The organism is Enterobacter cloacae complex sp. 385G4 (genome assembly GCF_057320665.1).
In genome coordinates, this window is record NZ_JBXWDD010000007.1 from 218,963 (window position 1) to 240,769 (window position 21,807).

Sequence of the window (21,807 nt, forward strand, 5' to 3'; positions counted from 1 at the left end):
AGAAGTGAAAAACAGGGTGTTTCACCTGTGAAACTTAATTTTATTTTTTCTTTAATAAACAATGAGTTTCACAGGTGAACCATTTTACCCACGTGATAATCACGCGCATAAAAATAGAAATAAGCAAAAACATAAGGCAGGCGTTATGACGGCAAGATGGCAAGGCACAGTGGCATTGTTATTACTGATTATTATTTCCTACGTTGACCGGGTGAATATTTCTGTCATGATTTTAAACCCGGAATTTGCTCAGCATTTTCAGCTAAATGAAAACAGAATGTTACAGGGAATGCTTATGACCTGTTTTCTGCTGGGTTATGGATTTTCAGCTTTATTATTAACTCCGGTTATTGAAAGCAAACTCCATTATCGACAGGGATTATTGAGCAGCATAGCGATGTGGGCAGCGGTATGCGCCATTTCACCGCTGCTCGGATCGCTGATGGGCATGCTCGTCGCGCGCACGATCCTGGGGATCGCTGAGGGGCCGCTCTTTTCGCTGAAAACGCGCTTCATCAGCGATCACTTTAGCGCGCAAGAGATCGGCAAACCCAACGCCGTGACCGCGCTGGGCGTCTCGCTCGGGCTGGCCGTGGGCTTTCCGCTGGTAACGTGGCTGATGGCGCATCTCGGCTGGGCCGGATCGTTTTATGCCCTGGCGGCACTGAATCTGGTGCTGGGCGGCGGCCTTGTCTGGCGCTTCCTGCCCGCGCCGCGGAGTACGGTGAAGATGAAAAAACCGGGCTTTACAGAGACGTTTTCGCTGGCCTGGCAAACGCCGCTGCTCGGGTGGATCCTGCTGGTGGAGATTGCCACCCTGAGCTATCTCTGGGGGAGCAGCGCCTGGCTGCCCGCGTGGCTGCGCGACGAGCATCATTTCTCGCTGCACGCCACGGGCATACTTGCGGCCATTCCCTTCCTGCTGAGTCTGGGCTCGAAGTTCCTCGGTGGGGTGCTGCTCGACAAAATGCGTCCGGAACAGGCGCCAATGCTGTTTGTGGTGGGCGGCGCGCTGACGGCGCTGTCCGTGATCGCGCTGATGCTCAGCCATCAGCCTGCCTGGCTGGCGCTGTTTATGCTCTCGGCGAATATCTTCTGGGGGCTACAGGGGGCGGCTATTCCGGCGGTGATCCAGCATCACGCCGCGCGGGAAGCGGTGGGCAGCGCTTACGGCATTATCAACGGGATCGGCAATATCTGCGCGGCGTTTATTCCGCTGCTGATGGGGATGGTAATGAGGTCGGTGGGGTCGGTTAGCTCAGGCTTTTCGGTGCTGGTCGTCTCGCAGGCAATCACCCTGCTTGCCGGGGGAATGTTGCTGCTGCGCATGCGTCGCGCAGCAGCAATCAGCGCGTAAGGCTTATTCGCCTTTTTTCGCGGCCTGGATGTAGAGCATTTCCAGCGCCAGGGTCGCCGCGGCAAGCGCGGTGATCTCGGACTGGTCATAGGCTGGCGCCACTTCTACCACATCCATCCCAACGATGTTCAGATCCTTCAGGCCACGCACCAGCTTGATGGCGCGGTCTGACGTCAGGCCGCCAATAACCGGCGTACCGGTACCCGGTGCAAACGCCGGATCCAGGCAGTCGATATCGAAGGTCAGGTATACAGGCATATCGCCGACGATCTGCTTAACCTGAGCCAGAATATCGTCCACGCCGCGATCGTTCACCTGGCCGGCGTCCAGCACGGTGAAACCGTTGTCTTTGTCGAACTCGGTACGGATGCCGATCTGCACGGAGTGGTTCGGATCGATCAGGCCTTCTTTCGGCGCGGTGTAGAACATGGTGCCGTGGTCGAACTCGCAGCCGTTCGCGTAGGTATCGGTATGCGCATCGAAGTGCACCAGCGCCATTTTACCGAAGTGCTTCGCGTGGGCGCGCAGCAGCGGCAGAGTGACAAAGTGGTCACCGCCGAAGGAGAGCATGCGCTTACCGGCCGCCAGCAGTTTCTCTGCGTGCGCCTGCAATTTTTCGCTCATTTCGCGCGCGTCGCCGAAGGCGTACACCAGGTCACCGCAGTCCACCACGTTCAGGCGCTCGCGCATGTCGAAGTTCCACGGGAAGCGGTTGTGCTCCCAGGCCAGGTTGGTGGAAACCTGACGGATTGCCGCCGGGCCGTGACGTCCACCCGCGCGACCGGAGGTTGCCATGTCGAACGGCACGCCGGTGATCACCCAGTCCGCATCGCTGTCGTACGGCTGGAAGTTCATTGGAAGGCGTAAAAAACCAAACGCGTTAGATACCAGAGAGTTATCGTACTGATGACCTAAAGTGCTCATGTCCTGACCTCTTTTAACGTCGATACATTAAAAACAGATGAAAAAAAATCCCCTCCGCGTCGTTAAACCCGACGAGGAAGGGATTGATTCGTAAATCGCATATTGGGGCGAATTATCGCCGTTAATTCATACGGGTTCAAGTGAGTATAGGGTATTGTGCGGTCTGATGCCCTCACCCCAACCCTCTCCCACCGGGAGAGGGAGGTTTTACTACTCGTCTTCCAGGTAGGTGTACCCGTACAGACCCGCTTCAAACTCTTCCAGGAACTGCTGCTGCAGCGCGTCGTCCAGACCGGTGTTTTTCACCTGGTCGCGGAACTGGGTGAGCAGTTTTTTCGGATCCAGCTGCACATATTCCAGCATATCCGCCACGGTGTCCCCTTCGTCGGACAGCTCAACCTCGACGCTGCCGTCAGGGAAGACAAACACGTCAACCGCTTCGGTATCACCGAACAGGTTGTGCATGTTGCCGAGGATCTCCTGATACGCACCCACCATAAAGAAGCCCAGCATGGGCGGGTTCTCCGGATCGTACTCCGGCATTGGCATCGTCGTTGCGATACCGTCACCGTCAACGTAATGGTCAATCGCGCCGTCAGAGTCACAGGTGATGTCCAGCAGCACCGCGCGACGTTCCGGGGCGTGGTTCAGCCCTTCCAGCGGCAGAACCGGGAACAACTGGTCGATACCCCAGGCATCCGGCATCGACTGGAACAGGGAGAAGTTGACGTACATTTTGTCCGCCATACGCTCCTGCAACTCGTCGATAATCGGACGATGCGCGCGGTTGCTCGGGTCGAGCTGTTTCTGCACTTCATGGCACATGTTCAGATAGAGCTGCTCCGCCCACGCGCGCTCCTGCAGGCTGAAGGTGCCTGACGAGTAGCCGACGTGAATATCGTGCAAGTCCATCTGGCTGTCGTGCAGCCATTCGCGCAGGGAGCGACGCGTGCCCGGCTCGTGCATTTCCTGCCAGGTTTCCCACATGCTTTGCAGGGAACGTGGGGCATCGTCTGCCGGAGGCGTCGCTTCGGTGATTTCGCTACGCTCGACGCCGATGATGTTAGACACCAGCACCGTATGGTGCGCGGTAACCGCGCGGCCAGATTCGGTGATCACTGTCGGGTGCGGCAGGCCGTGCTCTTCGCAGGCATCGCCAATCGCCCAGATGATGTTGTTGGCGTATTCGTTCAGGCCGTAGTTCACCGAGCAGTCGGACTGGGAGCGGGTCCCTTCGTAGTCCACGCCCAGGCCGCCGCCCACGTCGAAGCACTGAATATTCACGCCAAGCTTGTGCAGCTCAACGTAGAAACGCGCGGACTCACGCACGCCGGTGGCGATGTCGCGGATATTGGCCATCTGCGAGCCGAGGTGGAAGTGCAGCAGCTGAATGCTGTCCAGACGACCGCGCTCGCGCAGGATCTCCACCAGCTGCAGCACCTGGTTCGCCGCGAGGCCGAACTTGGATTTTTCACCGCCGGAGGACTGCCATTTACCGGACCCCTGCGACGCCAGACGCGCACGCACGCCAAGGCGTGGAATAACGTTCAGACGCTCGGCCTCTTCCAGCACGATGGCAATTTCGGTCATTTTCTCGATAACCAGATAGACCTTGTGGCCCATCTTCTCGCCAATCAGCGCCAGACGAATGTATTCGCGGTCTTTATAGCCGTTACAGACGATCACCGACCGGGTCATGCCCGCGTGCGCCAGAACCGCCATCAGCTCCGCTTTGGAGCCTGCTTCCAGTCCCAGCGGTTCGCCGGAGTGGATCAGGGATTCGATTACGCGGCGGTGCTGGTTCACCTTGATCGGGTAAACCAGGAAGTAGTCGCCGTTATAGCCGTAGGATTCACGCGCGCGCTTGAACGCGGCGTTAATGGAACGCAGGCGATGTTGCAGGATCTGCGGGAAGCAGAACAGTGCAGGCAAACGCTGGCCCTGCGCTTCACGGGCTTTCACCAGCTTAGCGAGATCCACGCGCGCTTCAGGGACGTCCGGATCCGGGCAGACGCTGATGTGGCCCAGTTCGTTGACGTCGTAGTAGTTATTGCCCCACCAGGCAATATTGTAAGTGCGCAGCATCTTGCTGGCTTCCTGGGAGCTCATCGCAACCTCCTGCATAGAACGTAGTACACCCTGTTCGCCCGCTGACGAAGGCGAAAAAGAAGACATGTCGTCAGACATAGCGAACCTCAACTCTTTGTATTAAGTGTAAAACAGTTGACTACTATCGCAGCGTTATACGGCGATAACAACCCATAAACGGCTCCGTTTCCCAGCAGAGTATGCTGAAATCCAGACCGTGCGACCGGTTTCTTATTCATATCATTGTAAAACACGTATCCGAACTCTGTATGACAAGGTTCGGCGAAACCACGAGAAAACTCTTGTATCAACAAGAGCGCCCTTGTTCAGTTTTCACAGAGCGTAACCGGCCCTTGAATCCTGAGAAGCGCCGAGATGGGTATAACATCGGCAGGTTTGCAGACTAGAAATGCGGGTTGCGGGAATCAATGGCGCGCCAGAACGGCAGCGCTGAATTAGCGGAAAACGATGGTTCATTATCTCGTATCACCTCCACGGCCGCCTCTGATGAAACGGACCCCAAGCCAAAGCTAAAAGTTCACTGCTCAACCCGGCTGGAAGTGGCGACACGATGTATTCATCGAGCGCTGATTTTATATGAGCCGCGCGCCGCGTTTTATACCGAGAAGGGGGCTAAAAAGCAAAACAAAAATACGCGTGTTGCCAGCAGCGTCAGGAAAAATTTCCAGCAGCCATTTCAACGCAGTGAGAGATGAATCAAAAAAAACTGGAAATCGGGCGAAGAAGTGACCTAAAATAGCCATCCAGATGTTAATCCATCTATACTGATTAACACTCATACTGCCAGTGTCAAAAACCTGCAGGCCTTGGTAGAATTATCTCCTTTGGCTATTCCACACAGCAGCTTGAGCTAACCAAATTCCTCTTAGGTGAAATAAAACATGGCAAAACACCTGTTTACGTCCGAGTCCGTATCAGAAGGACATCCTGATAAAATTGCTGACCAAATCTCCGATGCGGTGCTGGATGCGATCCTGGCGCAGGATCCTAAAGCGCGCGTAGCGTGTGAAACCTATGTCAAAACCGGCATGGTTCTGGTTGGCGGTGAGATCACCACCAGCGCATGGGTTGATATCGAAGAGATCACCCGTAACACGGTGCGTGAGATCGGCTATGTGCATTCTGATATGGGCTTTGATGCCAATTCCTGCGCGGTACTGAGCGCGATTGGCAAACAGTCTCCGGACATCAACCAGGGCGTTGACCGTGCCGATCCGCTGGAACAGGGCGCGGGCGACCAGGGCCTGATGTTCGGTTATGCAACCAACGAAACCGACGTGCTGATGCCAGCACCTGTGACCTACGCACACCGTCTGGTGCAGCGTCAGGCTGAAGTGCGTAAAAACGGCACCCTGCCGTGGCTGCGCCCGGATGCGAAAAGCCAGGTCACCTTCCAGTACGACGACGGCAAAATCGTCGGTATTGACGCGGTGGTGCTGTCTACCCAGCATGCCGAAGAGATCGATCAGAAATCCCTGCAGGAAGCAGTGATGGAAGAGATCATCAAGCCGGTTCTGCCAACCGAATGGCTGAGCTCAGCAACCAAATTCTTCATCAACCCAACCGGACGCTTTGTTATCGGCGGCCCAATGGGCGACTGCGGCCTGACCGGTCGTAAAATCATCGTTGATACCTACGGCGGCATGGCGCGTCACGGTGGCGGCGCGTTCTCCGGTAAAGATCCGTCTAAAGTTGACCGTTCTGCCGCGTACGCTGCGCGCTATGTAGCGAAAAACATCGTTGCTGCCGGCCTGGCCGACCGCTGTGAGATTCAGGTTTCCTACGCAATCGGCGTGGCTGAGCCAACCTCCATCATGGTGGAAACCTTCGGTACGGAGAAAGTGCCTTCAGAACAGCTGACCCTGCTGGTGCGCGAGTTCTTCGACCTGCGTCCATACGGCCTGATTCAGATGCTGGATCTGCTGCACCCAATCTACCAGGAAACCGCTGCATACGGTCACTTTGGTCGTGAACATTTCCCATGGGAAAAAACCGACAAAGCCGCTCTGCTGCGTGAAGCTGCTGGTCTGAAGTAATCGACAGCCGAGAGTATTAAACAGGCCAGCCTTTGTGCTGGCTTTTTTTATGTCGGGGGGCGGCTAAAGCCGCACAACTGAAAGCGATTACACCGCACTGGATATATCCCTCTTTCAGAATATTCTCTTTGCATGATCGCCTTTCTTCTGCTGTTACATTTCCTTTCAGTTAAGTCTGAAATTCAAACAAACGCGATGCGCATCACCTAGTTTACCTCTATATTTTCAAAGCTTTAATAATTTTTACGGTTGCACGTTAGTGTAACCGATTACACCATTGTGATTAATCTCACATATTTTTACGGGTCGCTCACCTACCCTTATCATCAATAAAACTGATAACCCAACTGGAGGGCATAATGCCTGACAATAAAAAACAGGGGCGTACGTCCAACAAGGCGATGACTTTCTTCGTCTGCTTCCTCGCCGCCCTGGCAGGATTACTCTTTGGCCTGGATATCGGCGTCATTGCCGGCGCTCTTCCCTTCATCGCAGACGAATTCCAGATTAACGCGCATACCCAGGAATGGGTGGTTAGCTCCATGATGTTCGGTGCGGCCGTTGGGGCCGTCGGCAGCGGCTGGCTCTCCTTCAAGCTCGGACGCAAAAAGAGCCTGATGATCGGTGCGATCCTCTTCGTCGCCGGTTCGCTCTTCTCCGCTGCCGCCCCTAACGTTGAAGTGCTTATTCTTTCCCGCGTGCTGCTGGGCCTTGCGGTGGGCGTGGCGTCTTACACCGCCCCGCTCTACCTCTCCGAAATTGCGCCGGAGAAAATCCGCGGCAGCATGATTTCCATGTACCAGCTGATGATCACCATCGGTATTCTCGGCGCTTACCTGTCCGATACCGCGTTCAGCTACAGCGGCGCATGGCGCTGGATGCTCGGCGTGATCATCATCCCGGCCATTCTCCTGCTGATTGGCGTCTTCTTCCTGCCGGACAGCCCGCGCTGGTTTGCCGCCAAACGTCGCTTCGTTGATGCCGAACGCGTGCTGCTTCGTCTGCGCGATACCAGCGCGGAAGCGAAAAACGAGCTGGAAGAGATCCGCGAAAGCCTGAAGGTCAAACAGTCCGGCTGGGCGCTGTTTAAAGAGAACAGCAACTTCCGTCGGGCGGTGTTCCTCGGCGTGCTGCTGCAGGTGATGCAGCAGTTCACAGGGATGAACGTCATCATGTACTACGCGCCAAAAATCTTTGAACTGGCGGGCTACACCAACACCACCGAGCAGATGTGGGGCACCGTTATCGTGGGCCTGACCAACGTGCTGGCGACCTTTATCGCCATCGGCCTGGTGGACCGCTGGGGACGTAAGCCAACCCTGACCCTGGGCTTCCTGGTGATGGCGACGGGTATGGGCGTTCTCGGTACGATGATGCATGTAGGCATCCACTCCCCAACCGCCCAGTACTTCGCGGTGGGCATGCTGCTGATGTTTATCGTCGGGTTTGCGATGAGCGCCGGTCCGCTGATTTGGGTACTGTGCTCTGAAATCCAGCCGCTGAAAGGGCGTGATTTTGGTATCACCTGCTCTACCGCAACCAACTGGATTGCCAACATGATCGTCGGCGCAACGTTCCTGACCATGCTCAACACCCTGGGCAATGCCAACACCTTCTGGGTCTACGCCGGTCTGAATATCTTCTTTATTGTGCTGACCATCTGGCTGGTTCCAGAAACCAAACATGTTTCTCTGGAACACATTGAACGTAACCTGATGAAAGGTCGTCCGCTGCGCGAAATCGGCGCCCACGACTAATCCTCTTGCGGGAGGCGCCTCTTGCGCCTCCCCGCTTCCCGCTTTATGCTCTGCCCCTATGAAAGCTCCCCGTCTCCCCATCGCCATTCAGCAAGCCGTTATGCGCAGCCTGCGGGAAAAACTTGCCCAGGCGAATCTGAAACTCGGCCGCAATTACCCTGAACCGAAGCTGGTCTATCAGCAGCGCGGCACCGCAGCCGGCACCGCCTGGCTGGAATCGTACGAGATCCGCCTGAACCCGGTGCTGATGATGGAAAACCAGCAGGCGTTTATTGAAGAAGTGGTGCCGCACGAGCTGGCGCACCTTCTGGTATGGAAGCATTTTGGCCGCGTCGCGCCGCACGGCAAAGAGTGGAAGTGGATGATGGAGGCGGTGCTCGGCGTTCCGGCGCGCCGTACCCATCAGTTCGAGCTGGAATCGGTACGCCGCAATACCTTCCCCTATCGCTGCCAGTGTCAGCAGCACCAGCTTACCGTCCGCCGCCATAACCGCGTGGTGCGCGGTGAGGCGACCTACCGCTGCGTCAAATGCGGCGAACCGCTGATTGCGGAGTAATCACCTGAACTTTCAGGAACTTTCCTGATCTGACTGATTGCATACAGGAACAACATTCGTTACGTTGCGGGCTCGTTTTGACACGGAGTGTAAGATGTCCCGTAATGTTTCTCTCGCGGTCGCTTTTCTGGCGACGGCGCTTTCCGGTCAGGCCCTGGCCGACGGTATCAACAGTTTTTCCCAGGCCAAGGCAGCAGGCGTGAAGGTGAACGCCGATGTGCCGGGCGATTTCTACTGCGGCTGCAAAATTAAATGGCAGGGCAAAAAAGGGGTCGTTGACCTCGAATCCTGCGGCTATAAGGTGCGTAAAAACGAAAACCGCGCCAGCCGCATCGAGTGGGAGCATGTCGTTCCGGCCTGGCAGTTTGGTCACCAGCGCCAGTGCTGGCAGGACGGCGGACGTAAAAATTGCGCCAAAGATCCGGTTTATCGCCAGATGGAAAGCGACATGCATAACCTGCAGCATGCGGTAGGTGAAGTGAACGGCGACCGCGGCAATTTCATGTACAGCCAGTGGAACGGTGGCGAAGGCCAGTACGGCCAGTGCGGTATGAAGGTAGATTTCAAAGAGAAAGTCGCCGAGCCCCCTGCCCGCGCGCGCGGCAGCATCGCCCGTACCTACTTCTACATGCGTGACCGTTATGACCTCAACCTTTCACGCCAGCAGACGCAGCTGTTCAATGCCTGGGATAAGCAGTATCCGGTGACGGAATGGGAATGCCAGCGCGACGAACGTATCGCCAGAGTCCAGGGGAATCATAACCCTTACGTCCAGCGGGCTTGCCAGGCGCAAAAGAGCTAACCTACACTACGGCAATTCGCTTATACCGCATGACATATGGAATTTTTGACTATGCGCATTCCCCGCATTTACCACCCTGAACTGATTACCGCAGGCCACGAAATCGCCCTGTCTGACGACGCCGCTAACCACGTTGGCCGCGTGCTGCGCATGGGGGCTGGCCAGGCAATACAGCTGTTCGACGGCTCTAATCAGGTTTTCGACGCGGAAATCACGCGGGCGGATAAAAAAAGCGTGCATGTGAATGTCTTGCGCGGCGAAGTGGACGACCGTGAATCGCCGCTGCACATCCACCTTGGGCAGGTGATGTCGCGCGGAGAAAAGATGGAATTCACCATTCAAAAATCCATTGAGCTGGGTGTAAGCCTCATTACGCCACTTTTATCCGAGCGCTGTGGCGTTAAACTGGATGCGGAACGTCTGAACAAAAAGATCCAGCAGTGGCAGAAAATCGCCATTGCGGCCTGCGAACAGAGCGGCCGCAACCGTATTCCGGAGATCCGCCCGGCGATGGATCTGGAGGACTGGTGTGCAGAAGAGGATAGCGGGCTGAAGCTCAATCTTCATCCGCGCGCCAGCGCCAGCATCAATACGCTGCCGCTGCCCGTTGAGCGCGTACGCCTGCTGATTGGCCCCGAAGGCGGCCTGTCGGCGGACGAAATTGCGATGACGGCGCGCTACCAGTTTACTGATATTCTGTTGGGACCTCGCGTTCTGCGCACTGAGACAACGGCACTCACGGCCATAACCGCGCTACAGGTACGGTTTGGCGATCTGGGTTGAAGTATTAACGGAGAAGAACATGATAAAGCTCGGCATCGTGATGGATCCCATCGCAAACATTAACATCAAGAAAGATTCCAGCTTCGCCATGCTGCTGGAAGCGCAGCGTCGTGGCTATGAGCTCCACTATATGGAGATGAACGATCTTTATCTGATCAACGGTGAAGCCCGCGCACGCACCCGCATCGTTAACGTCGAGCAGAACTACGACAAATGGTACGAATTCGGCACCGAGCAGGACATTGCCCTGGCCGACCTCAACGTCATCCTGATGCGTAAAGATCCGCCGTTTGACACCGAATACATCTATAGCACCTACATCCTTGAGCGTGCCGAAGAGAAAGGGACGCTGATCGTCAACAAGCCGCAGAGCCTGCGCGACTGCAACGAGAAGCTTTACACCGCCTGGTTCTCTGACCTGACGCCGGAAACGCTGGTCACCCGCAGCAAAGCGCAGCTGAAAGAATTCTGGCAGAAGCACGGCGACATCATCATGAAGCCGCTGGACGGCATGGGCGGCGCGTCTATTTTCCGCGTGAAGGAAGGCGACCCGAACATTGGCGTGATTGCCGAAACGCTGACCGAGCTGGGCACGCGTTACTGCATGGCGCAAAACTATATTCCAGCGATCAAAGATGGCGATAAGCGCGTGCTGGTCGTGGACGGTGAGCCGGTGCCTTACTGCCTGGCGCGTATCCCACAGGGTGGCGAAACCCGCGGTAACCTGGCGGCAGGTGGCCGCGGCGAGCCGCGTCCGCTAACCGAAAGCGACTGGGAAATTGCCCGCCGCGTTGGCCCAACGCTGAAAGCCAAAGGCCTGATCTTCGTTGGCCTGGATATCATCGGCGATCGCCTGACCGAAGTTAACGTCACCAGCCCAACCTGCATTCGCGAAATCGAAGCGGAGTTCCCGATCTCGATCACCGGAATGCTGATGGACGCTATCGAAAAACGTTTACAGAAATAAACTGTGACAGCGCCTGGGTTTATCCCCATACTGGGCGCTGTCGCTTTTTAAACCAGGAAACAGTACCTCTGACAATGAATTTACAGCATCACTTTCTTATTGCCATGCCTGCTCTCCAGGATCCGATTTTTCGCCGCACCGTGGTTTATATTTGTGAATACAATGAAGACGGCGCGATGGGTATTATCATCAACAAACCGCTGGAAAACCTGCAGGTTGAAGGGATTCTGGACAAGCTGAAAATCTCGGCTGAAGCGCGCCTGCCGGAAATCCGGCTTGATAAACCGGTGATGCTGGGTGGACCTCTTGCCGAAGATCGCGGCTTTATCCTGCATACCCCGCCGGTATTCTCTTCCAGCATTCGCATCTCCGATAACACCGTGATCACTACCTCGCGCGACGTGCTTGAAACGCTGGGCACCGCTGAGCAGCCTTCCGAAGTGCTGGTGGCGCTGGGCTATTCGTCGTGGGAGAAAGGCCAGCTTGAGCAAGAGATCCTCGATAACGCCTGGCTTACCGCACCTGCGGACATGAATATTCTGTTTAAAACCCCTATTGCCGATCGCTGGCGTGACGCGGCAAAACTGATTGGCATTGATATTCTGACCATTCCTGGCGTAGCGGGGCACGCGTAATGAGCGGCACCCTTCTCGCCTTCGACTTCGGCACCAAAAGCATCGGCGTCGCCGTGGGTCAACGGATCACCGGCACCGCCCGCCCGCTCACGGCGCTGAAAGCTAACGACGGCACGCCGGACTGGAACCTTATTGAGCGCCTGCTCAAAGAGTGGCAGCCGGACGACGTGATTGTCGGCCTGCCGCTGAACATGGACGGCACCGAGCAACCGCTTACCGCCCGCGCGCGTAAATTCGCCAATAAAATCCATGGCCGCTTTGGCGTCTCCGTGAAGCTTCACGACGAGCGTCTCAGCACCGTCGAAGCGCGTGCAGGCCTGTTTGAACACGGTGGCTTCCGGGCGCTCAACAAAGGCAGCGTAGACTCCGCTTCAGCCGTTATCATCCTCGAAAGCTACTTCGAACAGGGCTTTTAACGCAGGGGCCTACAGCTGCCCCTGTGCCCGTCTCTCCGCCAGGCTCTGGTCAAAGTTCTGCATTCCCGCCTGCTGGCCGGTTTGAATGATGCCGGGCAGCTGCCACGTCTTCCCCTCACGAATCAGATTCGCCGCCGCCGCGGTGTTTACCAGCAGCTCGTACAGCGCGACGCGCCCGCCCTGAAGATCGGGAAGCAGCTTTTGCGCCAGCACTGCCCGCAGGCTGCCGGCCAGCTGGTTACGCACCGGATCTTTCTCCTGCGCCGGGAACGTATCGACCAGCCGTTCAATCGCCTGTGCTGCCCCGCGCGTGTGCAGCGTCGCCAGCACCAGATGCCCGGTCTCCGCCGCCGTCAGCGCCAGGCGGATCGTTTCGCTGTCGCGCAGCTCCCCCAGCAAAATAATGTCCGGGTCCTCGCGTAACGCACTGCGCAGCGCCTCTGCAAATGACGGGCTGTGCTGGCCTATCTCCCGCTGCTGAATCAGGCAACGTTCACTCTGGTACATGAACTCCACCGGATCTTCAAGCGTGAGGATATGGCCGTCAGTATGGCGGTTGAGGAAGTCGACCATTGCGGCCAGCGTGGTGGATTTACCGCTGCCGGTCGCTCCCGTTACCAGAATCAACCCGTTGTCGCTGGACAACAGTTCGGGAATAGCGCGCGGCACCCCAAGCGAAGGGAGCTGCGGACAGGAACGCGGCAACAGCCGCAGGGTAACGGAGATGCCCTTCATCTGCTTAAACGCACTGCCGCGCAGACGCTGGTCTCCTGCGACCGTCACGGCAAAATCGACCTGCCCGTTTGCCCACCATGCGCCCTGCTGTTCGTCGTTGAGCCACGCCTTTAGCAACGCCCCGACGTCCGGCGGCGGAAACGGGGCCGGCTCAAGGCGGCCCAATCTGCGCCAGCGCGGTGGTGAATCACTGCATAGGTGTAGATCGGAGACGTTATGCTTTACACTAAGGGCCACAATTTCTTCCACATCCATAGACTACTCCTCGGAAAATGAACGACATTGCGCATAACCTGGCACAGGTCCGGGACAAAATCTCAGCCGCTGCAACGCGTTGCGGCCGTGCTTCAGAAGAAATTACGCTACTTGCAGTCAGCAAAACCAAGCCTGCGAGCGCCATCGCAGAAGCGATTGCTGCAGGTCACCGGGCGTTTGGCGAAAACTACGTGCAGGAAGGTGTGGATAAAATTCGCTACTTCCAGGAGCAGGAGACGTCCGATCTGCAATGGCACTTTATTGGTCCCCTGCAGTCGAACAAAAGCCGTCTGGTGGCAGAGCACTTTGACTGGTGCCATACCATCGACCGTCTGCGTATTGCTTCCCGTCTGAGCGACCAGCGCCCGGCGGAGATGCCTGCGCTTAACGTGCTGATTCAAATCAACATCAGTGATGAAAACAGCAAGTCCGGCATTGCGCTGAACGAGCTGGATGCGCTGGCCGCAGAGGTGGCCGCCCTGCCGCGCTTAACCCTGCGCGGACTGATGGCCATTCCGGCACCTGAGTCAAGTTATGAAAGGCAGTTTGCCGTGGCACAGCAAATGGCTGTAGCATTTGAGGCGCTTAAAGCGCGCTATGAAACGGTAGACACGCTTTCACTGGGCATGTCGGATGATATGGAAGCCGCCATCGCGGCAGGCAGCACTATGGTGCGCATCGGCACAGCCATTTTCGGTGCGCGCGACTACACCAAATAATAAGGAAACCTGAGGAACGCCATGAAGACGTTGACTTTCCTGCTCTCAACGGTCATTGAGCTGTACACGATGGCGCTTTTGCTGCGCGTCTGGATGCAGTGGGCCCGCTGTGACTTTTACAATCCGTTCTCCCAGTTTGTCGTGAAAATCACGCAACCTGTTGTCGGACCGCTGCGCCGTATTATCCCGGCCATGGGCCCCATCGACAGCGCTTCGCTGCTGGTGGCGTTTATTCTGAGCGTGCTCAAAGCCATCGTGCTGTTTATGGTCATCACCTTCCAGCCGATTATCTGGATTGCCGCCGTTCTGATTCTGATCAAAACCGTCGGTTTGTTGATCTTCTGGGTACTGCTGGTGATGGCGATCATGAGCTGGGTAAGCCAGGGACGTAGCCCGGTAGAGTACGCCTTGATTCAGTTGGCCGAGCCGCTGCTGCGTCCGATCCGTAACCTGCTTCCGTCCATGGGCGGCATCGACTTCTCCCCGATGATCCTGGTGCTGCTGCTCTATGTGATCAACATGGGGATCGCCGAACTGCTCCAGTCTACGGGCGATATGCTGCTGCCGGGGCTGTGGATGGCGCTATGAGTGCAGTAAGCACCTGCGCCGACGGGCTGGTTTTACGGCTGTATATTCAGCCGAAAGCCAGCCGCGACAGTATTGTTGGGCTGCATGGCGACGAGCTAAAGGTCGCCATCACCGCCCCACCGGTCGATGGCCAGGCGAACGCGCATCTGACCAAATATCTGGCAAAACAGTTTCGCGTCGCCAAAAGCCAGGTCATCATTGAAAAAGGTGAACTTGGGCGGCATAAACAGGTAAAAATCCTTAATCCGCAATCTATCCCGACGGAAGTCGCGGCTCTGACAGAACAGGACTAAACCATGCAGAAAGTTGTTCTCGCGACCGGTAACGCCGGTAAAGTGCGCGAGCTGGCCTCGCTATTAAATGATTTTGGGCTGGACGTGGTGGCTCAGACCGAGCTGGGCGTGGAGTCCGCCGAAGAGACGGGCCTGACGTTTATCGAAAACGCCATTCTGAAAGCGCGCCATGCGGCGCAGGTAACCGGCCTGCCCGCGATTGCCGACGACTCCGGTCTGGCCGTGGATTTCCTCGGCGGCGCGCCGGGAATTTACTCCGCCCGCTATTCCGGGGTGGACGCCACCGACCAGCAGAATCTGGAAAAGCTGCTCGTGGCCCTGAAGGACGTTCCCGACGAACAGCGTACCGCGCAGTTCCACTGCGTGCTGGTCTACATGCGTCATGCGGAAGACCCGACGCCGATTGTCTGTCACGGCAGCTGGCCGGGCGTGATTACCCGTGAAGCGGCTGGCAACGGCGGCTTTGGCTACGACCCGATTTTCTTTGTCCCGACCGAGGGCAAAACCGCTGCGGAACTGACCCGCGAAGAGAAAAGCGCGATTTCCCACCGTGGACGCGCGCTGAAACTGTTACTGGAAGCACTGCGTAATGGCTAATTTGCCGCCTCTGAGTCTTTATATTCATATCCCGTGGTGCGTGCAGAAATGCCCGTACTGCGATTTCAATTCGCACGCGCTGAAGGGCGAAGTGCCGCACGATGACTACGTCGCGCATCTGCTGGCCGACCTGGACGCCGATGTGCCGTACGCACAGGGACGTGAAGTTAAGACCATTTTCATTGGTGGCGGTACGCCGAGCCTGCTGTCAGGCCCGGCAATGCAGACGCTGCTGGACGGCGTGCGTGCGCGCCTGAACCTGGCGGCGGATGCAGAAATTACGATGGAAGCCAACCCCGGCACCGTTGAGGCCGACCGTTTTGTCGAGTATCAGCGCGCGGGCGTGAACCGTATCTCCATCGGCGTGCAGAGCTTTAGCGAGCCGAAGCTGAAGCGTCTGGGTCGCATTCACGGCCCGGAAGAGGCGAAGCGCGCGGCGAACCTGGCAACGGGGCTTGGGCTGCGCAGCTTTAACCTCGATTTGATGCATGGCCTGCCGGATCAGTCGCTGGAAGAGGCGCTGGACGATCTGCGCCAGGCCATTGCGCTGAATCCACCGCACCTGTCGTGGTATCAGCTCACCATTGAGCCGAACACGCTGTTTGGCTCGCGCCCGCCGGTGCTGCCGGATGACGACGCGCTGTGGGATATCTTCGAGCAGGGCCACAAGCTTTTGACCGCTGCCGGGTATCAGCAGTATGAAACGTCCGCCTACGCGAAGCCGGGCTTCCAGTGTCAGCACAACCTGAACTACTGGCGTTTTGGTGATTATCTGGGGATTGGCTGCGGCGCCCACGGCAAGGTGACCTTCCCGGATGGTCGCATTCTGCGTACCGCCAAAACCCGCCACCCGCGCGGGTATATGGAAGGCCGCTACCTGGAGCGTCAGCACGACGTTGAGGCGGCGGATAAGCCGTTTGAGTTCTTTATGAACCGTTTCCGCCTGCTGGAAGCCGCGCCGCGCGCGGAGTTTTCGCTGTACACTGGCCTGGCGGAATCGGTGATTCGTCCGCAGATTGACGAAGCGCTGGCAAAGGGGTATCTCACCGAGAGTGAGGAATGCTGGCAGATCACCGAGCACGGCAAGCTGTTCTTAAACTCCCTTCTTGAGCTGTTCCTCGCCGAAGATTCCTGAAGGCTGATTCAGGATTTCGCATCCCGTTCTGCCGGCTAAGGGAAAGGCTGGCAGAGTATGGGGATGGAAAAATCAAAACAACTCCGTAAACAAATGACGCCCGAAGAGTTACGCCTCTGGTATTTACTCAGGGGACGCCGCTTCTTTGGCTATAAGTTTCGCCGCCAGATGCCGATTGGTGCATATATCGTGGATTTTGCCTGTTTTAAGGCAAAGCTGATTATCGAGCTGGACGGTGGCCAACATCAGAATAACGAAACCTATGATTCACGTCGTACTGAATTTTTGAATGCGAACGGCTGGGAAATACTACGGTTCTGGAATAACGAATTCAGGACAAACGAGGAGGAGGTGTTAATGGCTATCAGGCAACGACTGCGCTGCCTGATGCCCTCACCCTGACCCTCTCCCACAGGGAGAGGGAACAATTACACCCTCTCCCCTGGGGAGAGGGACCCAGCGCGCAGAGAACTTACTTCAGCGTCCCCACCAGCGCCTTCCGGCTGTCTTCCAGCGACACCACGCGTTTACACACGTCTTTGCCGAACTGCTGGAAATCATCTTCCTGGTTCTTCCACTCGTTCTGAATGGAAGTCTGCAAGCCGCCAAGGCTGCCCAGCACGCCCTGCAGCGGGTTACCGCCGCCTTTCAGCACGGCTTTGGCGCCCATCTCGTTAATGCTGTCCTGCAGGATGCCGCCCATCGCCTGGTTCACCAGCTGCTGGCCGTCAGCGCGGACCTGATCGATCGCCTTATAGTGGAACGTCAGGCCATCAGAGCGCGTCTCGATAATGCGGTTCATCTGCTCTTTGAGCTGCTTGTCGAGCTTCGTAAGGCGGGAGCGCATATTACTGCTCTCCCCCACCTCTTTAGTGATGATTTTGTCCAGCGCGACGCGGCTCTTTTCGACGCGCGTCAGGGCACCTTCATTAATCCATGGCAGCGCGGTACGCAAATCGGCCTGATAATCTTTCGCCTGCTCACGCTGTGCGGCAGTCAGGTTGTACTGTTTGCCGTTAAAGGTGACGTTTCCTTCCGGCGTAATCACCAGATTGCCGTTCTCGCCTTTGACCTGCACGGTTTGCGGGCTTAACACCACGTCATCACGCGGGGTGACGCTACATTGATAATCCGCATGGGCGGTGAATCCGGTTGCCATCAAAGCAACAGCCAGCAACGTTTTGCGCATCTTAAACACTCCCTCAGACAAAATGGGCCAGCTAATGCTGGCCCGCTTACTGCTTTATTAGTCCCACCAAACGTCGAAAAGTTCGCTCACGCGGACATCTTCCAGCTTGTGCTCTTCAAGCCATTTGCGAACCAGGGCCTGATGTTCTTCGGTGCATTTGCCCACTTCCTGGGTGCAGATCAGACCTTCCCACGCCAGGTAGCCGCTACCGTCGAAGGCCAGCTTGTTTGGCTCGATTACCTCGTTGATGAACGCATCAACGTCCTGGTCGATCTGCTCAACGCTGGTGCCTTCCGGGAAACGCCAGGCAACGGAGAAGCCCACTTCCTGGAATTCTTCGATGTGCATCTTTTTACGCAGACGACGGCTACGATTCTTTGCCATTATTTCACCCTCTCGAACATTAAGTCCCATACGCCGTGACCAAGACGATGGCCACGCTGTTCAAATTTTGTCACCGGACGCGATTCCGGACGCGGTACGTAGTCGTTGCTCTCGGACTGATTTTTGTACCCGTCCAGAGACGACATCACTTCCAGCATGTGTTCCGCATAAGGTTCCCAGTCGGTCGCCATGTGGAAAACGCCGCCCAGCTTGAGCTTGCTTTTCACCAGCTCGGCAAACGGTGCCTGAACGATACGGCGTTTATTATGACGCGCTTTGTGCCATGGGTCAGGGAAAAAGAGCTGAACCATGTTCAAAGAATTGTCAGGAATCATTTTGTGCAGCACTTCCACCGCGTCGTGACACATCACGCGCAGGTTCTCAACGCCCTCTTCGTGGGCCGTTGCCAGGCACGCGCCGACGCCCGGCGAGTGTACTTCAATGCCGAGGAAGTTCTGCTCCGGGCGCGCTTTCGCCATAGTGACCAGCGAGGTGCCCATACCAAACCCGATCTCCAGCGTGACGGGCGCGTCGCGGCCAAACAGCTCGGTAAAGTCGAGCGGCTGCTCGCTGAACTCAACGCCCATCACCGGCCAGTAGTTGTCCAGCGCGTGTTGCTGCCCTTTGGTCAGGCGGCCCTGACGGCGGACAAAGCTGCGAATACGGCGCAGCGGGCGACCGTTTTCATCAAATTCCGGTGAAATGACGTCGTTTTTCATAAAAGAGTTGTCTGCTTGTGAGAATGTTCGGGAAACGGGCATTATCCAAAGTTAAGGCTTCTATGCAAGCATGGGAAAGATCCGGTTTACAGCAGATGGACGCTGTGCTGCAATCTGCGTCCCTGATTATGCGAATCGATGACCATGCAAGCCTCTCAATTTTCAGCCCAGGTGCTGGACTGGTACGACAAATACGGGCGTAAAACCCTGCCCTGGCAAATTGAAAAAACGCCCTACAAAGTATGGCTCTCCGAGGTGATGTTGCAACAAACGCAGGTCGCCACCGTGATCCCTTACTTCGAGCGTTTTATGGCACGCTTCCCGACGGTCACCGACCTGGCAAACGCGCCGTTGGACGAAGTGCTGCACCTGTGGACCGGGCTGGGCTATTACGCCCGCGCGCGCAACCTGCACAAGGCCGCGCAGCAGGTCGCCACCCGCCACAACGGTAAATTCCCTGAAACCTTTGACGAGGTGGCGGATTTACCCGGCGTAGGACGTTCAACCGCAGGCGCGATCCTCTCCCTTTCATTAGGCAAGCATTTCCCGATCCTCGACGGCAACGTGAAGCGCGTGCTCGCACGCTGCTACGCCGTTGACGGCTGGCCGGGTAAGAAAGACGTTGAAAAACGCCTGTGGGAGATCGCTGAAGCGGTCACCCCGGCGAAGGGCGTAGAGCGTTTTAACCAGGCGATGATGGATCTTGGCGCGATGGTCTGCACGCGCTCAAAACCAAAGTGCGAACTCTGCCCGGTGAACAACCTCTGCGTGGCGTATGCCAACCAGTCATGGGCGCAGTATCCGGGTAAGAAACCTAAACAGACGCTGCCGGAGCGCACCGGCTATATGCTGCTGATGCAGCACGGTGACGAGGTCTTCCTCGCCCAGCGTCCGCCGAGCGGTCTGTGGGGTGGTCTATACTGCTTCCCACAGTTTGAAGATGAAGACTTGCTGCGTGAATGGCTTGAACAGCGCGGCATTGCGGCAGATACCCTGACGCAGCTGACCGCGTTTCGCCACACCTTCAGCCATTTCCATCTGGATATAGTACCGATGTGGCTTCCCGTGTCCTCATTCACCTCCTGCATGGATGAAGGCACCGCTCTCTGGTATAACTTAGCGCAACCGCCATCAGTCGGGCTGGCGGCTCCCGTGGAGCGCCTGTTACAGCAATTACGTGCCGGTGCAATGGTTTAGCATCGGCAACACAAAGAGGAATACGTATGGCCAGAACCATTTTTTGTACTTTCCTGCAGCGCGACGCTGAAGGCCAGGATTTCCAGCTCTACCCGGGCGACCTGGGCAAGCGCATCTATAACGAGATCTCCAAAGAAGCCTGGGGACAGTGGCAGAAAAAACAGACCATGCTGATCAACGAGAAAAAGCTCAGCATGATGAACCCGGAGCACCGCAAGCTGCTGGAGCAGGAGATGGTGAACTTCCTGTTCGAGGGCAAAGACGTCCACATCGAAGGCTATACGCCGCCGGAAAAATAACAGCGTGCGGGTGAAACCCCGCCGTTAAAGCAAACACAACACGCACTCCCGGAATGATGAAAAAACTTTTAGCGCTAGCCCTTGTTGCGCCGTTGCTGGTCTCGTGCTCGTCCAAAAAAGGCGATGATTACAATGAAGCCTGGGTCAAGGACACCAACGGTTTTGACATTTTGATGGGGCAGTTTGCCCATAACATCGAGAACATATGGGGATTTAACGAAGTTCTTATTGCCGGACCGAAGGACTACGTTAAGTACACCGACGCCTATCTGACCCGTAGCCACATCAACTTTGATGAGGGTACGATCACCATTGAGACCATCGCAGGCACCGACCCTGCGGCACGGCTGCGTCAGGCGATCGTCAAAACCCTGCTGATGGGTGACGATCCGGGATCTATCGATCTCTACTCCGATGCGGACGACATCACCATTTCGAAAGAGCCGTTCCTGTACGGTCAGGTTGTCGACCAGACCGGACAGCCGATCCGCTGGGAAGGTCGCGCCACGAAATTTGCCGACTACCTGCTGCAGACGCGCCTGAAGAGCCGCTCTAACGGCCTGAAGATTATCTACAGCGTTACCATTAACCTTGTCCCGAACCACCTCGACAAGCGTGCGCATAAGTATCTGGGCATGGTGCGTCAGGCGTCGCGTAAGTATGGCGTGGACGAGTCGCTGATCCTGGCGATTATGCAGACCGAATCCTCGTTCAACCCGTACGCGGTCAGCCGTTCCGACGCGCTGGGGCTGATGCAGGTTGTCCAGCACAGCGCCGGTAAAGACGTTTTCCGCTCGCAGGGGAAATCCGGCACGCCGAGCCGCAGCTATCTGTTCGATCCGCAAAGCAACATTGATACCGGCACGGCCTATCTGGCGATGCTGAACAATGTCTATCTCGGCGGAATTGATAACCCGACGTCGCGTCGCTACGCGGTGATCACCGCCTATAACGGCGGCGCGGGCAGCGTGCTGCGCGTCTTCTCGAATGACAAAGTGCAGGCTGCGAACATCATCAACAGCATGACGCCGGGGGATGTTTACTCCACCCTCACCACCCGCCACCCGTCTGCGGAATCCCGCCGGTACCTGTATAAGGTGAATACGGCGCAGAAAAACTATCGTCGTCGATAATCAACACACCTTCTCCAGCAAGGAGAAGGCGTTCTGCTTACCCTCTCCCTGTGGGTGTACGGTCCGGGGACATAGTGAACACTTGTTCGGGGACATGGTAGACACTTACAACTGAGGTATAAGAACCCGTTTATGGAGTCGCTTATGCCCTGGGATGCGAGAGATACCATGTCATTACGTACCGAGTTTGTTTTGTTCGCCTCGCAGGACGGGGCGAACATC

The 21,807-nt window shown here is 56.7% G+C and carries 27 protein-coding genes; 19 read left to right on the forward strand and 8 right to left on the reverse strand.

Annotated features, from left to right (window positions below; translation table 11 throughout):
- The first annotated feature begins 145 nt into the window (after positions 1–145).
- Positions 146–1,357: an MFS transporter gene (locus AC2FAJ_RS18040; RefSeq protein WP_485454380.1), complete on the forward strand. Its 1,212-nt coding sequence runs from the start codon at positions 146–148 to the stop codon at positions 1,355–1,357.
- Positions 1,358–1,360: 3 nt separating this feature from the next.
- On the opposite strand, the gene speB is transcribed toward AC2FAJ_RS18040, so the two are convergent.
- From speB to AC2FAJ_RS18060, 4 genes are all read right to left on the reverse strand, one after another.
- Positions 1,361–2,281: an agmatinase gene (gene speB, locus AC2FAJ_RS18045; RefSeq protein WP_017382921.1), complete on the reverse strand. Its 921-nt coding sequence runs from the start codon at positions 2,279–2,281 to the stop codon at positions 1,361–1,363.
- A gap of 210 nt (positions 2,282–2,491) precedes the next feature.
- A complete protein-coding gene (gene speA, locus AC2FAJ_RS18050; protein ID WP_045629995.1) occupies positions 2,492–4,468 on the reverse strand; it encodes a biosynthetic arginine decarboxylase in 1,977 nt (658 codons plus the stop codon).
- An 8-nt stretch (positions 4,469–4,476) separates the two neighbouring features.
- Entirely contained in the window at positions 4,477–4,608 is a 132-nt protein-coding gene (yqgB, locus tag AC2FAJ_RS18055) for an acid stress response protein YqgB (protein WP_127312443.1), read from the reverse strand.
- A 94-nt stretch (positions 4,609–4,702) separates the two neighbouring features.
- On the reverse strand, positions 4,703–4,846 hold the full coding sequence (locus AC2FAJ_RS18060) for a hypothetical protein (RefSeq protein ID WP_418721940.1): 144 nt from the start codon (positions 4,844–4,846) through the stop codon (positions 4,703–4,705).
- Here AC2FAJ_RS18060 and AC2FAJ_RS18065 point away from each other — a divergent pair.
- The 9 genes from AC2FAJ_RS18065 (at position 4,798) to ruvX (ending at position 12,342) form a co-directional block, all read left to right on the forward strand.
- Positions 4,798–5,085: a hypothetical protein gene (locus AC2FAJ_RS18065; RefSeq protein WP_041908330.1), complete on the forward strand. Its 288-nt coding sequence runs from the start codon at positions 4,798–4,800 to the stop codon at positions 5,083–5,085. The genes AC2FAJ_RS18060 and AC2FAJ_RS18065 overlap by 49 nt on opposite strands.
- A 186-nt stretch (positions 5,086–5,271) precedes the next feature.
- Positions 5,272–6,426, forward strand: coding sequence for a methionine adenosyltransferase (gene metK / locus AC2FAJ_RS18070; RefSeq protein WP_041908329.1), 1,155 nt, complete (start codon positions 5,272–5,274; stop codon positions 6,424–6,426).
- A gap of 359 nt (positions 6,427–6,785) precedes the next feature.
- A complete protein-coding gene (gene galP, locus AC2FAJ_RS18075) occupies positions 6,786–8,183 on the forward strand; it encodes a galactose/proton symporter (protein ID WP_045629996.1) in 1,398 nt (465 codons plus the stop codon).
- A 58-nt stretch (positions 8,184–8,241) separates the two neighbouring features.
- Complete coding sequence (locus AC2FAJ_RS18080) at positions 8,242–8,739, forward strand: SprT family zinc-dependent metalloprotease (protein ID WP_028014364.1); 498 nt, start codon at positions 8,242–8,244, stop codon at positions 8,737–8,739.
- Positions 8,740–8,833: 94 nt separating this feature from the next.
- A complete protein-coding gene (gene endA, locus AC2FAJ_RS18085) occupies positions 8,834–9,541 on the forward strand; it encodes a deoxyribonuclease I (protein ID WP_485454381.1) in 708 nt (235 codons plus the stop codon).
- Positions 9,542–9,592: 51 nt separating this feature from the next.
- A complete protein-coding gene (rsmE, locus tag AC2FAJ_RS18090; protein ID WP_485454382.1) occupies positions 9,593–10,324 on the forward strand; it encodes a 16S rRNA (uracil(1498)-N(3))-methyltransferase in 732 nt (243 codons plus the stop codon).
- A gap of 19 nt (positions 10,325–10,343) precedes the next feature.
- Positions 10,344–11,291, forward strand: a complete 948-nt coding sequence (gene gshB, locus AC2FAJ_RS18095; protein ID WP_033146605.1) for a glutathione synthase — start codon at positions 10,344–10,346, stop codon at positions 11,289–11,291.
- Positions 11,292–11,365: 74 nt separating this feature from the next.
- Positions 11,366–11,926: a YqgE/AlgH family protein gene (locus AC2FAJ_RS18100; RefSeq protein ID WP_485454383.1), complete on the forward strand. Its 561-nt coding sequence runs from the start codon at positions 11,366–11,368 to the stop codon at positions 11,924–11,926.
- Positions 11,926–12,342 carry a Holliday junction resolvase RuvX gene (gene ruvX / locus AC2FAJ_RS18105; RefSeq protein WP_021242076.1) on the forward strand — a complete coding sequence of 139 codons (417 nt, stop codon included), beginning with the start codon at positions 11,926–11,928 and terminating at the stop codon, positions 12,340–12,342. Before AC2FAJ_RS18100 ends, ruvX begins: the two co-directional genes overlap by 1 nt.
- Positions 12,343–12,351: 9 nt before the next feature.
- Here ruvX and AC2FAJ_RS18110 read toward each other — a convergent pair whose 3' ends face one another.
- Positions 12,352–13,332, reverse strand: a complete 981-nt coding sequence (locus tag AC2FAJ_RS18110; RefSeq protein WP_485454384.1) for a type IV pilus twitching motility protein PilT — start codon at positions 13,330–13,332, stop codon at positions 12,352–12,354.
- Positions 13,333–13,349: 17 nt separating this feature from the next.
- Between AC2FAJ_RS18110 and AC2FAJ_RS18115 the strand changes: the two genes are divergently transcribed.
- The 6 genes from AC2FAJ_RS18115 to AC2FAJ_RS18140 all read left to right on the forward strand — a co-directional run bounded on the left by AC2FAJ_RS18115 (position 13,350) and on the right by AC2FAJ_RS18140 (position 17,066).
- On the forward strand, positions 13,350–14,051 hold the full coding sequence (locus AC2FAJ_RS18115; protein ID WP_047364543.1) for a YggS family pyridoxal phosphate-dependent enzyme: 702 nt from the start codon (positions 13,350–13,352) through the stop codon (positions 14,049–14,051).
- A gap of 21 nt (positions 14,052–14,072) precedes the next feature.
- Positions 14,073–14,639 carry a YggT family protein gene (locus tag AC2FAJ_RS18120; protein ID WP_045260768.1) on the forward strand — a complete coding sequence of 189 codons (567 nt, stop codon included), beginning with the start codon at positions 14,073–14,075 and terminating at the stop codon, positions 14,637–14,639.
- On the forward strand, positions 14,636–14,932 hold the full coding sequence (gene yggU / locus AC2FAJ_RS18125) for a DUF167 family protein YggU (protein ID WP_014885193.1): 297 nt from the start codon (positions 14,636–14,638) through the stop codon (positions 14,930–14,932). The genes AC2FAJ_RS18120 and yggU overlap by 4 nt, the downstream gene beginning before the upstream one ends.
- 3 nt (positions 14,933–14,935) lie before the next feature.
- Positions 14,936–15,529, forward strand: coding sequence for an XTP/dITP diphosphatase (locus AC2FAJ_RS18130; RefSeq protein WP_010435473.1), 594 nt, complete (start codon positions 14,936–14,938; stop codon positions 15,527–15,529).
- On the forward strand, positions 15,522–16,664 hold the full coding sequence (gene hemW / locus AC2FAJ_RS18135; protein WP_048957286.1) for a radical SAM family heme chaperone HemW: 1,143 nt from the start codon (positions 15,522–15,524) through the stop codon (positions 16,662–16,664). Before AC2FAJ_RS18130 ends, hemW begins: the two co-directional genes overlap by 8 nt.
- Before the next feature lie 63 nt (positions 16,665–16,727).
- Positions 16,728–17,066, forward strand: a complete 339-nt coding sequence (locus tag AC2FAJ_RS18140; RefSeq protein ID WP_028014373.1) for an endonuclease domain-containing protein — start codon at positions 16,728–16,730, stop codon at positions 17,064–17,066.
- A 70-nt stretch (positions 17,067–17,136) separates the two neighbouring features.
- Here the strand turns inward: AC2FAJ_RS18140 and AC2FAJ_RS18145 are convergent, their stop codons facing one another.
- Genes AC2FAJ_RS18145 through trmB form a run of 3 tightly spaced genes read right to left on the reverse strand, consistent with a single transcriptional unit; the run spans position 17,137 to position 18,956 of the window.
- Positions 17,137–17,853 carry a YggN family protein gene (locus tag AC2FAJ_RS18145; protein WP_041908321.1) on the reverse strand — a complete coding sequence of 239 codons (717 nt, stop codon included), beginning with the start codon at positions 17,851–17,853 and terminating at the stop codon, positions 17,137–17,139.
- Positions 17,854–17,910: 57 nt separating this feature from the next.
- Positions 17,911–18,237, reverse strand: a complete 327-nt coding sequence (locus AC2FAJ_RS18150) for a YggL family protein (RefSeq protein ID WP_028014375.1) — start codon at positions 18,235–18,237, stop codon at positions 17,911–17,913.
- Positions 18,237–18,956: a tRNA (guanosine(46)-N7)-methyltransferase TrmB gene (gene trmB / locus AC2FAJ_RS18155; RefSeq protein WP_028014376.1), complete on the reverse strand. Its 720-nt coding sequence runs from the start codon at positions 18,954–18,956 to the stop codon at positions 18,237–18,239. The genes AC2FAJ_RS18150 and trmB overlap by 1 nt, the downstream gene beginning before the upstream one ends.
- Before the next feature lie 144 nt (positions 18,957–19,100).
- Here trmB and mutY point away from each other — a divergent pair, with 144 nt between their 5' ends.
- From mutY to mltC, 3 genes are read left to right on the forward strand one after another with little or no spacing between them, the layout of a single operon-like run.
- Positions 19,101–20,153, forward strand: coding sequence for an A/G-specific adenine glycosylase (gene mutY, locus AC2FAJ_RS18160; RefSeq protein ID WP_188245988.1), 1,053 nt, complete (start codon positions 19,101–19,103; stop codon positions 20,151–20,153).
- Between the two features lie 26 nt (positions 20,154–20,179).
- Entirely contained in the window at positions 20,180–20,452 is a 273-nt protein-coding gene (locus AC2FAJ_RS18165; RefSeq protein WP_003862425.1) for an oxidative damage protection protein, read from the forward strand.
- 56 nt (positions 20,453–20,508) lie between these two features.
- A complete protein-coding gene (gene mltC, locus AC2FAJ_RS18170; protein ID WP_041908319.1) occupies positions 20,509–21,585 on the forward strand; it encodes a membrane-bound lytic murein transglycosylase MltC in 1,077 nt (358 codons plus the stop codon).
- Positions 21,586–21,807 lie beyond the last annotated feature (222 nt).

What these genes read in the sequence shown, in the direction of transcription:
- AC2FAJ_RS18040 (WP_485454380.1), top strand. Translation starts at nt 146, where the DNA reads ATGACGGCAAGATGGCAAGGCACAGTGGCATTGTTATTACTGATTATT.
- speB (WP_017382921.1), bottom strand. Translation starts at nt 2,281, where the DNA reads ATGAGCACTTTAGGTCATCAGTACGATAACTCTCTGGTATCTAACGCG.
- speA (WP_045629995.1), bottom strand. Translation starts at nt 4,468, where the DNA reads ATGTCTGACGACATGTCTTCTTTTTCGCCTTCGTCAGCGGGCGAACAG.
- yqgB (WP_127312443.1), bottom strand. Translation starts at nt 4,608, where the DNA reads ATGAATAAGAAACCGGTCGCACGGTCTGGATTTCAGCATACTCTGCTG.
- AC2FAJ_RS18065 (WP_041908330.1), top strand. Translation starts at nt 4,798, where the DNA reads ATGGCGCGCCAGAACGGCAGCGCTGAATTAGCGGAAAACGATGGTTCA.
- AC2FAJ_RS18060 (WP_418721940.1), bottom strand. Translation starts at nt 4,846, where the DNA reads ATGAACCATCGTTTTCCGCTAATTCAGCGCTGCCGTTCTGGCGCGCCA.
- metK (WP_041908329.1), top strand. Translation starts at nt 5,272, where the DNA reads ATGGCAAAACACCTGTTTACGTCCGAGTCCGTATCAGAAGGACATCCT.
- galP (WP_045629996.1), top strand. Translation starts at nt 6,786, where the DNA reads ATGCCTGACAATAAAAAACAGGGGCGTACGTCCAACAAGGCGATGACT.
- AC2FAJ_RS18080 (WP_028014364.1), top strand. Translation starts at nt 8,242, where the DNA reads ATGAAAGCTCCCCGTCTCCCCATCGCCATTCAGCAAGCCGTTATGCGC.
- endA (WP_485454381.1), top strand. Translation starts at nt 8,834, where the DNA reads ATGTCCCGTAATGTTTCTCTCGCGGTCGCTTTTCTGGCGACGGCGCTT.
- rsmE (WP_485454382.1), top strand. Translation starts at nt 9,593, where the DNA reads ATGCGCATTCCCCGCATTTACCACCCTGAACTGATTACCGCAGGCCAC.
- gshB (WP_033146605.1), top strand. Translation starts at nt 10,344, where the DNA reads ATGATAAAGCTCGGCATCGTGATGGATCCCATCGCAAACATTAACATC.
- AC2FAJ_RS18100 (WP_485454383.1), top strand. Translation starts at nt 11,366, where the DNA reads ATGAATTTACAGCATCACTTTCTTATTGCCATGCCTGCTCTCCAGGAT.
- ruvX (WP_021242076.1), top strand. Translation starts at nt 11,926, where the DNA reads ATGAGCGGCACCCTTCTCGCCTTCGACTTCGGCACCAAAAGCATCGGC.
- AC2FAJ_RS18110 (WP_485454384.1), bottom strand. Translation starts at nt 13,332, where the DNA reads ATGGATGTGGAAGAAATTGTGGCCCTTAGTGTAAAGCATAACGTCTCC.
- AC2FAJ_RS18115 (WP_047364543.1), top strand. Translation starts at nt 13,350, where the DNA reads ATGAACGACATTGCGCATAACCTGGCACAGGTCCGGGACAAAATCTCA.
- AC2FAJ_RS18120 (WP_045260768.1), top strand. Translation starts at nt 14,073, where the DNA reads ATGAAGACGTTGACTTTCCTGCTCTCAACGGTCATTGAGCTGTACACG.
- yggU (WP_014885193.1), top strand. Translation starts at nt 14,636, where the DNA reads ATGAGTGCAGTAAGCACCTGCGCCGACGGGCTGGTTTTACGGCTGTAT.
- AC2FAJ_RS18130 (WP_010435473.1), top strand. Translation starts at nt 14,936, where the DNA reads ATGCAGAAAGTTGTTCTCGCGACCGGTAACGCCGGTAAAGTGCGCGAG.
- hemW (WP_048957286.1), top strand. Translation starts at nt 15,522, where the DNA reads ATGGCTAATTTGCCGCCTCTGAGTCTTTATATTCATATCCCGTGGTGC.
- AC2FAJ_RS18140 (WP_028014373.1), top strand. Translation starts at nt 16,728, where the DNA reads ATGGAAAAATCAAAACAACTCCGTAAACAAATGACGCCCGAAGAGTTA.
- AC2FAJ_RS18145 (WP_041908321.1), bottom strand. Translation starts at nt 17,853, where the DNA reads ATGCGCAAAACGTTGCTGGCTGTTGCTTTGATGGCAACCGGATTCACC.
- AC2FAJ_RS18150 (WP_028014375.1), bottom strand. Translation starts at nt 18,237, where the DNA reads ATGGCAAAGAATCGTAGCCGTCGTCTGCGTAAAAAGATGCACATCGAA.
- trmB (WP_028014376.1), bottom strand. Translation starts at nt 18,956, where the DNA reads ATGAAAAACGACGTCATTTCACCGGAATTTGATGAAAACGGTCGCCCG.
- mutY (WP_188245988.1), top strand. Translation starts at nt 19,101, where the DNA reads ATGCAAGCCTCTCAATTTTCAGCCCAGGTGCTGGACTGGTACGACAAA.
- AC2FAJ_RS18165 (WP_003862425.1), top strand. Translation starts at nt 20,180, where the DNA reads ATGGCCAGAACCATTTTTTGTACTTTCCTGCAGCGCGACGCTGAAGGC.
- mltC (WP_041908319.1), top strand. Translation starts at nt 20,509, where the DNA reads ATGAAAAAACTTTTAGCGCTAGCCCTTGTTGCGCCGTTGCTGGTCTCG.